The organism is Lujinxingia sediminis (genome assembly GCF_004005565.1).
Taxonomy (GTDB): domain Bacteria; phylum Myxococcota_A; class Bradymonadia; order Bradymonadales; family Bradymonadaceae; genus Lujinxingia; species Lujinxingia sediminis.
Genome location: NZ_SADD01000003.1, coordinates 266,607 through 280,939 on the forward strand (window position 1 = coordinate 266,607; position 14,333 = coordinate 280,939).

Sequence of the window (14,333 nt, forward strand, 5' to 3'; positions counted from 1 at the left end):
ATCGGGGTGGAAGCATCCTCTTGAAGCGAGCGATCGCCCCGTGCGAGAGTATCGATGTCACCTCGCCAGTACGTCTGCGCACCCTTGCAAAGGCCCGACATCACCCCGCGAGGAACCGGCACTAACGCGAGCCTCCGGGGCGCCCCCCCCGGGTAACTCGAAACGCCGGCGCGCTGACTGACCTCAACCCTCCCGCCGCTCCCCACTCCGGGCGCGCGGCGGCCCACCACCCGGAGCTCCCCATGCGTACGCCCATCGTCGCTGGAAACTGGAAGATGAACCTCACTCAGGCCGACGCCCTCACCCTGGGCCGCGCCATCGCCGAGGGAGCTCCCACCCGGGGGGTGACCGCCATCGTCGCCCCGGTCGCCCTGCACATCTCCGCACTGGGTGAGGCCCTGGCCTCCTCCCCCGTCCTGATGGCCAGCCAGAACGCCCACTGGGCCGAGTCCGGCGCCTACACTGGCGAGCTGGCCGCCCCGATGCTGCGCGAGCTCGGCGTGCGCTATGCCATCCTGGGCCACAGCGAGCGCCGCCAGTACTTCGGCGAAGACGACGAAGGCGTCAATCGCAAGACCCGCGCGCTTCTCGCTCAGGGCCTCCACCCCATCGTCTGTTTCGGCGAGTCGCTTGAGGAGCGCGAGGCCGGCCGCACCCGCGACAAGGTCGAGTTCCAGGTTCGCGCCGCACTCGCCGGACTCAGCGCCGACGAGGCGCGCCGCGTCATCCTGGCCTACGAGCCCATCTGGGCCATCGGCACCGGCAAGACCGCCTCGCCACAGCAGGCCCAGGAGGTCCACGCCTTCTTGCGTGAGGTGCTCCAGGCGCGTTTCGATCGCGAGACCGCCCAGACCATGCCCATCCTCTACGGCGGCAGCGTTAAACCGTCCAACTTTGCCGAGCTCCTCTCCCAGCCCGACATCGACGGCGGACTCGTCGGTGGCGCGAGCCTCAAGGCGGAGAGTTTTCTGGAGCTCTGCCAGATCGCCGTCCAGCAGGCCCCCGCCGGCTGAACCCGCGCATCGCCCTGACAGACGCCCTCTCAGGGGCCGTCTTCTCGGGACTTTCAAGCCGTCTGTGGTCGAAATATTCGCCCCTCCGCGAGTCGTTTGAATCAGGCATCCCGGACCAGGCTTCCTCAGGTCCGGGAGCGGCGCGCCTTCTCGACTTCGGTGCGTCCTTCTACCCATGGCAAACCCATGCGCTTTCACGCCTTTCGCGACTTCGAAGACGGCACCATCATCGATGGGCTGGGCTTCGACATCGTCGTGCATCGCCGCTCGGTGGGCACGATCAACCTCCCCTCCGGCCAGCTCATCGCCTGCGACCCGCTGCACGCCCTGGATACCGAGCCCTTCGCGCTGAACCTGGAGCCGGGGCAGTATCCGGTGCACCTTCTGGTGGCGGAGCTGCGCGACGAGCGCCGCAACGCCTACGCCGTGGTGCGCGTCGGCGAGGGCCCGGTGCGACGCTGGGAGCCAGCCGAGATGAGCCTGCCGGCGGCCAACTCCGACCAACCCGACGCCCCCCGCCCCTCCCTGCTCGATACCCTCGATGAAGATCCGGGCTACCCGGTCGACTCCTCGCTGGGCGCTTTTATGGACGCCACCACCGCCGGCGCGCTGATCGACTACCACCAGATCGTGATGCCCGAAGACAACGACTTTGAGCGTCTCCTGCTCGCACGCCTGCGCAAGCGCCGCCGCTCCGGCGCAGGCTACGGCACCCTGGACCTGCGCCGCGATCTCAAGCTCCCGATGCCCGAAGGCCTCAACCTCATCGCCTTCGATGCCGGCTTTGGCCCCGGTCACTACCCCACCTACGTGGGCCTGGGCGATGAGGGGCAGGTCATCAGCGTCGTGACCGACTTTCAAGTCCTCGACCTGCGCTTCCCCTCCTTTCCGCTGCCCGCGGCAACCTCCCTCGACGAGTTCGAGTAGGCGCACGGAAACCCACCCTTTAAGCGGACTCCACCAGGGCGCTTACGCCCCTTTTGGGGTGCTTGCCCTGCTTGCCCCCCTCGGCAAGCCCACATAGGATGACTGCCATGAATGGCACGGCGCTGGACGCTCGGCTCGCGCGGGCGCAATCAAGGGGTTGAATTTGGGACACCAGGACAAGGTGATCGACCGGCTGGTCGACGATGGCAAGGTTGAGTCCGAGCTCCGAGACACCCTGCGTGCGACATTTAAAACGCACGCTTCGAGCGCCCTTCTAACGCGCGCCGCCCTCGATGAAGACGACCTTCTCGAAGCCCTCTCGCTCGCCTTCGATCTCCCCCCGGCCGGCTATGCCGACGGGCTCTTCATCGAACGCGAGCTCTTGAGCACGCTCGGCCCCGAGGCCATTCGCCACTACCAGGTCCTTCCGGTGCGCCGACGCGCTGGCGAGCGCGTCGATGTCCTGGTGGTCGAGCCCCTCAACGCCATGGCCCGCCAGATCCTCGAAGAAGCCCTGGGCCTGCCACTGCGTCAGTACATCTGGCCGCAGCTGCGTTACCTTCAGGCCCGCCACTTCTTTGTGGGCGACGAGCTCCCCGACTTTGCCACCGCCTATCTGCGCGAGCATCCGGTGACCATGGGTTACGCCACCGCCGGCGAGCAGCCCGAGCTTTACGAACGCCTCAAAAGCTCCGCCAGCCTCCAGGTCAACACCTGGGAGGAGACCGAGCGCCGGGCCTTCTTTGAACACTGCTTCGACCGCGACACCCTCCTCAAAGCCCTCCTGGGGCTGGCCGCCGGACGCCTCACTCGCCGCCTCATCGTGGTCCTCGGCAAGAGCGGGGTGCAGCCCTATTTTCAGGAAGACTGGACGGCGCTCGACCAGAACTTCGAGCGGGTCGACGCGCTGCGAGAACGCAAAGCCACCACCACCCTCGACCTTGCTCGCCAGGACCGCGAGGCGCTCATCATCGGCAATGCCGCCGAGCTGGGCCTTGCCCCCCTCTTTGAAGCACTGGAGGTCGAGGCGCCCCCTCTTCTGGCGATGATCCCGGTGCGCATCGGCGGGCGCGCCGCCATGGCGCTCCTCGGCGCTCCGACCGACCCCCGCGCCGCCGTCCGCCTCGATGAAGTCTCAGAGACCTTCGCGCTCGATGAGCTCGTCGACGCCGCCGCGCTCGTCGGTCGCCAGCTCGAAGAGCTGATCCGCCGCGCCAAAGCCGGCACGCTCCCGCCTCCGGCCGAGCGTATCCCCCCGCTGCCCGTACCCCGCCACCAGCTCGGCCTGGGCTTTGAAGACTCTCTGATCGAGACGACCATCGCCAGCCGCCAGCGCGGCCGCCACCGCTGGGAAATCATCGACATCAGCCACGCCTCCGAGGAACCCTCCGAAGCGGCGGAGTTTCCCGACATCCGCAGCCAGGTCCCCGAACCCGAAATCATCGGCGCCATCTCCGAGGCCTTTGGCATCAGCGAAGCCTCCGAGCCCCGCGCCGACATCACACCTTCAGAACCCTCCCAACCCGCCGACGCGAGCGAGTCCTCCGAGGTATCTGAATTATCTAAAACCTCTGACGCTTCCGACGTGTCCGAAGTCTCCGAGGTGTCTGACGCTTCCGACGTGTCCGAAGTCTCCGAGGTGTCTGACGCTTCCGACGTATCTGACGCTTCCGACGTGTCCGAAGTCTCCGAGGTATCTGACGCATCCGATGCGCCGGAGCTCTCCGATCCGGCCGACACGCCGATGCTCGACATCGCGGCCGCGCTCTCCGATTCCTACGAGGCGCCCCTCACCGACGAGCTGGTCGAGCTGCCCCTCTTCCCCGATCCCTCCGAGGTATCAGAAGCCCCGAACGATCCGCTTGAGATCACCGCGGACTTCTCGCCGGCGGCCTTCTCTGGCGAGTTGAGCTCCGAGGCCGGCGAGGCTCCTCGCCACTTTGGGGGGGTGTCCTCTGCCGCCGACGAGGACGACGAGGGTTCCATGGGGGCCTCACACACCGAGATCTACTCCCCATCGTCGATCGCCCTTGAGAGCGCCGACGACACCCCGGCCCCCGCCTCCGCAGTAGGCGCGACCTCCTTTGGTATGCCCGCCCTCTTCGCCGACGACACCCCGGCCCCCGCCTCCGCAGTAGGCGCGACCTCCTTTGGTATGCCCGCCCTCTCCGCCGACGAGTTCTCCTCCCAGGCCAGCGACCCCGCTCTGAGCTCGGCCAGATCGTCGAGCATCTCCGAGGTCATGGTCGCCGACGCCGACGAGCGCCAGGCTCGTCACGAAGGCAAAGGCGAAGGCGTCGACGACGTCGATAAAGGCTGGAGCGACATCCTCAACGTCGTCTCCGAAAGCGCTGTCGCCCCGATGCTCGCCGAGAAGGAACGCAAGGCCAGCGAGCCTCAAGCCGCCCTGCTGACTCCTGTCGACGAGGAGCCTGCCAACGCGGAGCCCGCCGACAAGAAGTCCCTCGACGGGAAGCTCGCCGATGCCCCGGCCCCCTTCGACGAGGCCGGGGAGCGCGACGCCATCCAGCCCGCGCCGCTGGCCACCACCGCCGAGTTGCACCCCATCAAAGGCGCTCCGATCGAGGCGCCGGCGTCCGACTCCGAGAACAGCCACACCGGCCGGGGCATCCGCAGCGCGACCCTCGGGCTCAACATTCCCACCGACGCCTCCGGCGTCCCGCGCGCCCAGATCTTCCGCCGACCGCGTCGCCGCGATCGCCAGGACGACGCCCCGCACGCCCCCCCTCACGAGGAGCCCGAATTCACCGAGCTCGGCGCCTCCGCCACCGGCCATACCTTTATGGGCGTCGGCGAGGTGCGTTATGTGCAGGTGAGCGCCAACGCGATCAGTGAGATCAGCGAGCCGGTGCGTGAGGAACCCTCCGAGCCCCGCGCCGATCGCTGGCTCGACGAGCTTGAGCAGGGCCCCCGCTCCGAGAGCAACGCCGAGACCGGCGGCTCATCCTCCCGCGCCACCATGCAGATCAATCCGACGCGCCGCACCCGCGGCTTTGGCGAGTTGATGGAGCATATGGAGAGCGACGCGCCGTCCACCCCCCGCTCCGTCCCGTTCGAGGCGCTTGAAGAGATCCTGGACTCCGGCCCGGTCGCCGTCGATTTAAGCGAAAGCCTGGAGATGCTCGACGCCCGCGACCACGATCTGGCCTTCGCCGCCGCCGAGCACGTCGCCACCGCCGGCGCCGACACGGGCGTCATCGCCAGCCTCGAAGGGCTCTTCCCCGGGCGCATTTTCATCGACCGCTACCAGTACACGGCCCGAACGCTGCCGCCGGTGCGCGAGCACGGCCCGGTGCTCGACGCCCTGGTGCGCATGGGCCGACCCTCGCTCAACGTGGTGCGCCGCTTCATCGATAACCCCAGCCTGGAGCTGCGCTTCTACGCCACCTTCCTGCTCACCGAGCTGCCGGCGGAGGGCCTCCTTCACGAGCTGCTCGGACGCCTCTTTGACCGCGATCAGCAGACCCGCCAGCTCGCCCGATCCATCCTGAAGGGCTACCGCGACCACGGCGATTTCGAAGCCCTGGTGCTGGCCCCTCTTCGCCACGAGCTCTCCCAGAAGAACGAAGAGTTCCGCGTGGAGCAGGCCGCCGAGAACATCCGACAGCTGCGCGATCTCAAGGCCATCCCCGGGCTTGTCGACGCCCTTGCCGAGCACGGCGGCCGGGTGCAGCTGACCATCCACCGCGCCCTGCGCGAGATCACCCTGCAGCCCCTGGGTCCCTCCCCCTCGGAGTGGCGCCGCTGGTGGTTTGACGCCCACGAGACCCCCCGCTGGCGCTGGCTGGTCGACGCCATGAACAGCCCCGACGACGAGCTCCGCCTGCTGGCCTTCGACGAGATCGAGCAGCTCCCCGGCCTCGAACTCAACTACCACCCCGATCAGCCCCCCAAGCTGCGCATCCGCGCCCAGAGCGAACTCGCCGAATGGTTTGTACGCGGCGGCCGCAGCTGATGCTCTTAAGCGGGGCGTTTCTCTCCCCTCCCAACCTGACGTGACGAACCCCGACTCAAGCCCCTCAGAGGGGGTTCGTCGACGTGACGAACCCCGACTCAAGCCCTTAAGACCCCCTTCGTCGACGCTACGAATACCCCCTTATGGGTAGTTTTGACCCTTCGTCGACGTGACGAACCCCGACTCAAGCCCTTAAGACCCCCTTCGTCGACGCTACGAATACCCCCTTATGGGTAGTTTTGGCCCTTCGTCGACGTGACGAAGGCCGAATGAAGGGCTTCAAGGGGTGTTCGTTTCATCGAAGGACCTCCCCGGCCCCTTTCAACCGGACATGCTGAGCCCAAACCCCGGAACGAAAAAAACCGCGCGGCCTGAGCCGCGCGGTTTCTTTTTTGAGCGTTTAAGCGTTTAGCGCGTCGAATCACGCCGCGATTTAACTCGCCGGCACCTCATCGCGCACCTCATCGCGCACCTCATCGCGCACCTCTTCACCGAGGCCTGTGCCGGGCGCGTGGGGCTCGTCGGGGTCGATGGTGATGGTGACGCCGGCAGACTTCCGCTGGGGGCGGTAGATGGTGTAGAGGGGCGCCAGGAGCTGGTTGAGATCGTCCTCCAGGCCGACCAGGCGCAGGGAGGCCTCCAGCAAATGGCGCGCCGAGCCGTAGGCTCGGCGGACCTCGGTGCGGGCGGCCTGCAGCTCACTCATGGTAGTGGTGGACTCGGCCTGCTCGGCGTCGGCGATCGCCCGGCAGGTCAGGAGTGTGCCCAGCGCCTGGCGCGCGGCGTCGACGCGCGGATCGTGCACGAACTCCCGGGTGCAGAACTCCACAACGCGACGCAGGCGCGCGCTGGCCGCGTCGAGCCCCAGGCCCACAAAACGCCCCGGGGTCACCCCGCCAAAGGCGCTCTCCATGGCCTCGGTGAACTCGACCAGCCGCGGCGAAGCGCTGCTTTTGAGGCTGTAGTAGCGGGCCTGGCACATATCAAAAAGGCTCATGTAGCTGGCCTCGGCGATCACCTCGGCGCGGTTGAGCTCCGCGGCGGCCCGGGCGGCCTGCCCGCCCTCCTCCAGCGCCTCATCCACCCGCTCGATGAAGCTCACATGCGCCTCCTCGATAAGATCCAGGCAGAGCTCCTTGCTGGCCTGGGCCACCGGATGGTTGAAGTTCAGGGGGGCGATGGCATCGCGGGCACGAACAAGCCTGGCGAGCATGACCTGATCGAATTTGGTCTCCTGCATGGTGCAGCTCCGTGTTCGGGTCGGAGCGTCGGGAACAGACAACAAGCGACGCGCCGAAAATCGACGTGGAGTCCCCCCTACAGCCATGGACGGCGGGGACGTTCTCAGATGGTGCTTTTTACGAATGCGGCGACTTTAAAGCGTTGGGCCTTTGGGTTCAAGCCGCGCAAGTGCTATCGGTGAGAAGGCGCCCTGGCCGGGAATAGATCAGGCGCATGGCGAGTAATGTGCCCACTCCCGTTAACGAGCTGGAAGCCACCGATGAAAAAACTACGAATCAGCAACGCCGCGCTCCTCGCGCTCGTCCTCTCCACGAGCGTGGGCTGCGATCAGGTCACCAAAATCGTGGCCCGCGAGCATCTTGAGGGCGTCGGACGCCTCTCCTACCTGGGCGACACTTTTCGCCTGGTGCTCATCGAGAACCACGGCGCCTTTCTGGGCATGGGCTCCGAGATGCCCGCTGGCCTGCGCACCGCCATCTTTGTGGGCGTGGTCAGCCTGGCGCTCATCGCCTTCCTGGTGTGGATCATGCGCACCCCGGGCCTCTCAAGATTCTCGGTGGTGGCCGCCGGCCTGGTCATCGGCGGGGGCATCGGTAACGTGATCGACCGCGTGCTCTTTGAGGGCGGCGTCACCGATTTTCTCAACCTGGGCATCGGCACCCTGCGCACCGGAATCTTCAACGTGGCCGACGTCTGGATCATGCTGGGCGCAGCCATGATGCTCGTCTCCCGCGACACCTGGGCCCCCGACAAGGCCGAAGGCTCCGAGGAGGATGGCCCTCCCGAGAGCAGAGACGATGCGGAGCGAGCGTTGCAGACCTGAGCATGCTGCCGACTCGCTACCTTGCTTCCTGATGGAAGAACCTGATCAAAAAACCTGATCAAAAAACCTGATCAAAAAACCTGATCAAAAAAACGCCCCGGATTCCGGGGCGTTTTTTTATGGATCATCATCCCCACTCGCCAGCACGCTCGCACTTCCCCTCGTCCCGATCCGCGACGTGATGGCCACCAACTCACCGCGTAAAAAACATATCTTTCGCAGGCACGAAGGCGCTGGCATACTTTCCCTTCCCTCAGACATCTTCCCGCAAGCGAGATTGCCATGACGCAGCCTCCGACCGCCTCGCCAGACCCCTCGTCCGACGCGTCCCACCATGACGACGCCACCGAGGAGTCCCCCAGACCCTTTGAGGCCACCCCGCAGCCTCCGAGCTCGATGCTTCTGGGCCACGTCCCGGCTTTTAAGCGCGATATGCTCAAAACGCTCATGGAGAGTCGCGCGCGCTACGGCGATCGGGTGCGTTTTCGGCTGCTGAACAGGGAGGGGTTCTTCGTTGCGCATCCCGACGACCTCAACCACGTGCTGATTCGCAACAACCGCAATTTTGTAAAAACCACCCGGGGCTACCGCGCGATGCGTCAGCTGCTGGGCAACGGGCTTGTGACCAGCGAGGGGGATTTCTGGCTTCGGCAAAGGCGCATCGCCCAGCCCTCCTTTCACCAGAAGCGCATCAACGGCTTTGCCGAGACGATGGTCAACGTCGCCGAAAAGAGCGTCCGGGAGTGGGAGGCTCGTCAGGCCGCCGCCCGGGGTGGCCAGGCCCCGGTGGTGGGCTTAAGTGCGGAGATGACCCGCATCACCCTCGATATTGTCGGCTTCACCCTTCTGAGCACCGAGCTCTCCAGCCACAGCGCGAAGGTCTCCGCCCGGCTTCAGTTTGTGCTCGAAGAGGTTACCCGGCGCATTCGCGTGCCCTGGTCCTTTCCGCTGAGCGTGCCCACGCCGGCGAATATGCGGGTCAACCGCGCCATCGCCGGACTCGATGAGGTGGTCGAAGGCATCATCGCCCGGCGACGCAAAGGCCAGGACAACCCCGAAGACTTGCTCACCATGCTCATGGAAGCCCGCGATGAGGAGAGCGGCGAGGGCATGTCGGATGCGCAGCTTCGGGATGAGGTGATGACGATCTTTCTGGCCGGGTATGAGACGACGGCCACCGCGTTGACGTGGACCTTTTATATGCTCTCGCAGCATCCCGAGGCCGAAGCCCGACTCCACGCCGAGCTCGACGAGGTTTTAGAAGGCGGACGACTCCCCACCCTGGCCGACCTTCCTCGCCTGGCATGGACGCGCATGGTCATTGAAGAGTCGATGCGCCTTTATCCGCCGGTGCCCATGCTGGCGCGCACCTCGGTTGAAGACGACGTGATCGGCGGCTATCAGGTCCCCGCAGGCACCTTTGTGATCCTCAGTCCCTACGTCACCCACCGCCACCCCGACTTCTGGGAGTCGCCCGAGACCTTTGATCCCGAACGTTTTCGCGACCCGAAAGCCGAGCGCCCCCGCTTTGCGTATTTCCCCTTTCTGGGCGGACCGCGTCAGTGCATCGGCAAGAGCTTTGCGATGATGGAGGCCCAGCTGGTGCTCGCCACGCTGGCCAGCCGCTTCAAACTTCGTTGCGCCAGCGATGCCCCGGTCAAACCCAACGTCACGGTCACGCTGGGCGTCAAAAAGGATATTCCGATGCGCCTTGTGGCGCGGTGATCCGACGCGCTTCACTGACCCCGGGTCGCGCATCAGCCCGTAATTATGCGGGCGATCCGGTGGTGTCATCCACCTCGGAGGCCTCGGCCAACGCGCGGAGTTGCGGCCGGGTGTGGCTGAGCTCATCAAGGCGTCGCTCCCCATCCTCGCTCAAAAAGGGACGCATCAGCCCCACAGCATGACGGGGGCTGACGCGCACGCGGCCGTGGGATTGCCGGGCCAGCGCCAGGATCATGTAGGTGCCGTAGAAGAGCCACGCCGTATCAAAGGCGTTGATACGCGGGTCGACAATCCCGGCGTCCTGCCAGCGGGTGATATTCTCGGTGAGCAGCCCGACGACGCGCTCCTGATAGGGCAGATAGACCGCACGCACATCGGGCTCATCGAGCTCCGCGAGCACCAGAAAGATCATTCTGGCGAGGTCCTCCGAGCTCTGCAGAAGGCGAGCATAGAACTCCATGCAGCTGACGATGGCCTCCACCGGATGCTCGTAGTGTTCGGCCAGCGCGCGCTCCAGCCCCCTGGCGAGCTTGCCGGAGGTATGATCGATGGCATCGATAAAGAGCTCACGCTTGCTGCTGTAGTAGCGGTAGAGCAGCGCCTCGGTGACCTCGGCCTCCTCCGCGATGCGTTTGGTCGTGGCACCGTGGTAGGTCGAGCGGGCAAAGACGCGAATGGCGCACATCAAGATCTGTTGCTTGCGCTCGGCAGCGGGAAGTCGACGGGTGGACACGGTAGGGACGCTCGCGGTGGGGAGGCCAAAGGGTAGAACTCAAGGGTTCACACAGGCTTGACTCACCGGTCAAGTGCCAGCTGAGGAAGAGAGCGCGGCCAGCCGGGGGCGCTATCCTGAGCGTGGGGTAAGGTGTCGCATACTGAGGGGCATCCAGAGGCCCTTCGCCCGAGGCTTCGGGGCACGCCGGCAGGCGGCTGGTCACCCTCCGGCCAGACACCACGGGCATAATACGGCCCCCGGCGCGGTTCCGAACCCGGGGTTGCCCCGCGTCGGGCGGCTCCCTATGATGCTCGCACGAGTTGGATGTGCTTTTTGCGCCCACGCACCGAAGCGACTGACGATGATTCAGGCCACCTCACAACCTGCGTACGCGATGATCGCGTGGAAGTTGATGGCAGCATTCTGCCTGACCCTTCTCTGCGCGCTGGTGGTGGCAGCCCCCTCGGAGGTGAGCGCGTGTGTGCCGCCTTCGATGCAGCTGTCGTCGGACGCGGGTGAGGTCGGGTCCGCCGAGGACGTCGAGGATGATCACGACATCATCGGGCGACCGAAGCACGTCGAACATGAAGCCTGCTGTCCGGGAGAGATGGAGAGCGGGCAATGCGCCGCCGACTGCGACTACTGCGGTTGCTGCGGCCATATGGTGGGCAACGCCGCCTGGAGCTTTCGACTCCAGCGCGTACCCGTCCTCATCGAGGGGGTGAGCACCCTCGCCCGCGATGGGGAGGGCCACAGCATGAGGCTCTTTAAGCCTCCCCGTACGCTCATCCGAGCGTAGGTTTTCGCCGCTTCTGGCGAACGTCGAAACGTCCAAACTTTTCGAAAACCAGGTGGTTCGGGGCGCGCTTGAGCGTGCTTGTCAGGGCTCGTGCCTCTTTTGCGCGGGTTCGGATAAGCAGCCCATGGAGCGCAGCCAGCGTCCGGTGAGGCATCGTTTAAGATGTCATCACGCGGCGAAAGGCGACCGGACCACCCCGGGAGAGAGCATCATGCAACGACGACTCGCGGCTTATGCTGCGTGCGCCCTCTTTGCCTCTGCGGCTGCCTGGCCGCAGGCGGCCCGGGCGCAATCCCCCTCCGAGCTCCGACTGAGCTCGGTCATCGAACACGCACGCTGCACCGCACCGACCTTTCATAGCGCGTCGCTCGACACCGAGGCCGCCCGCGGAGAGCTGCGCGCCGGCGAACGGGTCTTGAGCGAAGGGGTGGAGCTTGGCGTGAGCGCCGGCCCGCGCTTTTTGCCCGGCGACGCATCAAGCCCCCAGGCCGATCTGGGCGTGGAGGTGGGCCTTCCCCTGGGGCGTCCGGGCGACCGGGCCCGACGCATCGAGGAGGGCGAAGCCAACCTGGAGCTGGCCCGCGCTCAGGCCGAACGCGCCGATCTGGAGGCCATCGCAGGCGCGCTGCTCCTCTACCGGGAGGCCGCCACCCGCAGCGCCACGCTCTCCCTGTCGGAACAACGTCTGGAGCTGACTCGCCGCTTATATGAGGTGGCCGCCGCCCGAGCCCAATCGGGAGAGTCCGGTACGTTGGAGGCCGAGCTGGCCGGCTTAAGGTATGAGCGCGAAGCGGCCGAGGTGGCCCGCCAGCGCGCCCGACTCAAGCGCCTGAACCACCGACTGGCCAACGTTCTGGGACGTGAGATGCCCGCTGAAGGTCGCGCCGATTCGGGCGATCCGACCCGCGCTGCGCTCCCCGATGTCGCGGAGCTGGAGCGTATCTATGAAGCGCTGCTGCACGCTCAGCCTCCCTCTCCCCGCGCCGCCGAGCTTCAGGCCCGGGCTCAGACCTTGCGCACGCAGGCTCGTACCCGAAAGGCCGAGCGCTGGCCCGGACTGCGCCTGGTCGTAGGCGCCGCACGCGAGGGCAGCGAGGCGCTGGTCGCCCACCTGGGACTGGGCTTTGCCTTTGGCTCTGGCGCCGAACGCCGCGCGCTCAGCGATGGGCTCAACGCCGCGGCCACACGCGCGGAGTCGTTGGCGCAGGCCGAACTCGCCCGCACGCAGGAACGCGCGCAGGCCGCAGCCGAGCTGCTCAACTCCCTGCTCGAACACCACCGCCGCTGGGAAGAGGAGCTTCTGCCCCGCCACCTCACCCTGCGCGAGCGCTACCTTCGCGCCTACGAGAGTGGCGCCCTCCCCTTAAGCGAGATCCTCACCCTGGAGCGCGAGCTCACCGAGGCCGAAGACGCCCGCGCCGCTCTCCTGGCCGACCTGCTCTCGGCCACCACCGAGGCCCTCGAACTTCTGAACTTTCATCATCCCGACGCCCCCGGCGCCGAGGAGGTTATATGCGCACGCTGATTCTTTTCTTCATGCTCGCCACGCTCGTTGTCGTAAGCGGCTGCGAGCCTTCCAAATCTTCGACATCTTCCGAATCCGCCGAAAACGCGCACGATTCGCACGATCATGGCGAGGCCGCGTCGCACCCCATCACCGCCAACGCCAACGACTGGTGCGGCGGACACGACATCCCCGAGTCCATGTGCACCAAATGCAACCCGGAGCTCATCGAAACATTCAAAGCCGCGGGTGACTGGTGTGAGGCCCATGGATTCCCCGAGTCCGCATGCCCGCAGTGCAACCCCGTCACGCCCCCTTCACGCAGCACCAGCACCAACGCTGGCCACGACCACGATCACGACCATGACCACGGGAGCGACGCGCAGAGCGGTACCCATCTGGCCACCGCCCTTCCCGGCGACTGGTGTTCGGGCCACAACATCCCCGAGTCCAAATGCACCAAATGCAACCCGGAACTCGCCGAGGGCTTTCAGGCCGAGGGCGACTGGTGCGCCGAGCACGGCTTTCCCGAGTCGGCCTGCCCCTACTGCAACCCGGTCGCCCCTCCCACCGCCGGCGTGGTCTTGCACACCGCCGACCACGAAGACCTGGCCGGCCTTATCACCGCCCCGGCTCGCGCCGAAGGGCGCGGCGAGGGCCTGAGCGCCCCGGCGCGCTTCACGTTTAACGCCGACCGTGTGGCCGAAGTGCGTACGCTGCAGCCGGGCATCGTCCGCGAGATTCTCGTGCAGCCCGGTGAGCGTGTGGAGGCCGGCCAGGCGCTCATCAAGGTAGAAAGCGCCCAGGCCAGCGACCAGCAGGCCGAGCTTCTGGCCGCCCGCCAGGCCCTGCGCACCGCCGAGTCGCATCTGGAGCGCCAGCAGTCCCTGCGTGAGCAGGGCATCAACGGCCAACGCGACGTGGAGCTTGCCATGAGCGAGGCCGAGCGCGCCCGCGCGCGGGTGCGCACCGCCCAGGCCGCTCTGCGCCTGAGCGGCTCGGTGGACGCCCGCGGCCAACTCACCCTGCGCTCTCCCATCGACGGTGAGGTCATCGCGCGCAACGTCATCGCCGGCAGCTACGCCTCGGCCGAGATGGCGCTGATGACGATCGCCGACCGCAGCGCCATGTGGGCCGAGGTCTATGTGCCCGCCTCGCAGAGCCGAGCGCTGGCGCTCGGCCAGCGCGTGCGGCTAAGCCCCGAGCAGGCACCCGAGGTGGAGGTCACAGGCCAGATCGCCCAGATCGACAGCCAGGTGGACCCGACCACCGGCAACCTGCGCGTACGCCTGGAGCTCAACCCCGCGGATCTTCCCCTGCGCGACGGCCAACTCGCCAGCGCCACCATCGAGACCGGTCAGCCCACCCGCGCCATGCGCATCCCGCGCGAGGCGGTGCAACGCTTCAACGACCATCGCATCGTCTTTGTCCGCGAGCGTCAGGGCGTCTACCAGACTCGCCGGGTCGAGATCGTGGCCTCGGAGCGCGACACCCTCTGGGTCAGCGGCGAACTGAGCCCCGATGAGCCGGTGATCACCACCGGCGCCTTCGTGCTTCTCACCGAGCTTCGCGCCGACGATATCGGCGTGGGCTGCACCCACTAAAGGAG

At 66.6% G+C, this 14,333-nt stretch carries 10 protein-coding genes; 8 read left to right on the plus strand and 2 right to left on the minus strand.

Features of this window, described 5'->3' with window-relative positions; genetic code table 11:
• Nucleotides 1-242: 242 nt before the first annotated feature.
• From tpiA to EA187_RS08810, 3 genes are all read left to right on the plus strand, one after another.
• Nucleotides 243-1,013, plus strand: coding sequence for a triose-phosphate isomerase (tpiA, locus tag EA187_RS08800; protein WP_127780007.1), 771 nt, complete (start codon nt 243-245; stop codon nt 1,011-1,013).
• Nucleotides 1,014-1,199: 186 nt separating this feature from the next.
• Complete coding sequence (locus tag EA187_RS08805; RefSeq protein WP_127780008.1) at nt 1,200-1,940, plus strand: DUF4241 domain-containing protein; 741 nt, start codon at nt 1,200-1,202, stop codon at nt 1,938-1,940.
• A 163-nt stretch (nt 1,941-2,103) separates the two neighbouring features.
• Nucleotides 2,104-5,916, plus strand: a complete 3,813-nt coding sequence (locus EA187_RS08810; RefSeq protein ID WP_127780009.1) for a hypothetical protein — start codon at nt 2,104-2,106, stop codon at nt 5,914-5,916.
• Between the two features lie 433 nt (nt 5,917-6,349).
• Here the strand turns inward: EA187_RS08810 and EA187_RS08815 are convergent, their stop codons facing one another.
• Nucleotides 6,350-7,156 carry a hypothetical protein gene (locus EA187_RS08815; protein ID WP_127780010.1) on the minus strand — a complete coding sequence of 269 codons (807 nt, stop codon included), beginning with the start codon at nt 7,154-7,156 and terminating at the stop codon, nt 6,350-6,352.
• A 261-nt stretch (nt 7,157-7,417) separates the two neighbouring features.
• Between EA187_RS08815 and lspA the strand changes: the two genes are divergently transcribed.
• Both lspA and EA187_RS08825 read left to right on the plus strand, forming a co-directional pair.
• A complete protein-coding gene (gene lspA / locus EA187_RS08820; protein WP_164856138.1) occupies nt 7,418-7,981 on the plus strand; it encodes a signal peptidase II in 564 nt (187 codons plus the stop codon).
• Between the two features lie 282 nt (nt 7,982-8,263).
• Entirely contained in the window at nt 8,264-9,706 is a 1,443-nt protein-coding gene (locus tag EA187_RS08825) for a cytochrome P450 (protein ID WP_127780012.1), read from the plus strand.
• Between the two features lie 43 nt (nt 9,707-9,749).
• On the opposite strand, the gene EA187_RS08830 is transcribed toward EA187_RS08825, so the two are convergent.
• On the minus strand, nt 9,750-10,439 hold the full coding sequence (locus tag EA187_RS08830; RefSeq protein ID WP_127780013.1) for a TetR/AcrR family transcriptional regulator: 690 nt from the start codon (nt 10,437-10,439) through the stop codon (nt 9,750-9,752).
• A gap of 343 nt (nt 10,440-10,782) precedes the next feature.
• Here EA187_RS08830 and EA187_RS08835 point away from each other — a divergent pair, with 343 nt between their 5' ends.
• The 3 genes from EA187_RS08835 (at nt 10,783) to EA187_RS08845 (ending at nt 14,328) form a co-directional block, all read left to right on the plus strand.
• The gene (locus EA187_RS08835) at nt 10,783-11,220 is read left to right on the plus strand and encodes a hypothetical protein (protein WP_127780014.1); all 438 of its coding nucleotides are present in this window, start codon (nt 10,783-10,785) and stop codon (nt 11,218-11,220) included.
• 211 nt (nt 11,221-11,431) lie between these two features.
• A complete protein-coding gene (locus EA187_RS08840) occupies nt 11,432-12,745 on the plus strand; it encodes a TolC family protein (RefSeq protein WP_164856139.1) in 1,314 nt (437 codons plus the stop codon).
• Entirely contained in the window at nt 12,733-14,328 is a 1,596-nt protein-coding gene (locus EA187_RS08845) for an efflux RND transporter periplasmic adaptor subunit (protein ID WP_127780016.1), read from the plus strand. Before EA187_RS08840 ends, EA187_RS08845 begins: the two co-directional genes overlap by 13 nt.
• Nucleotides 14,329-14,333 lie beyond the last annotated feature (5 nt).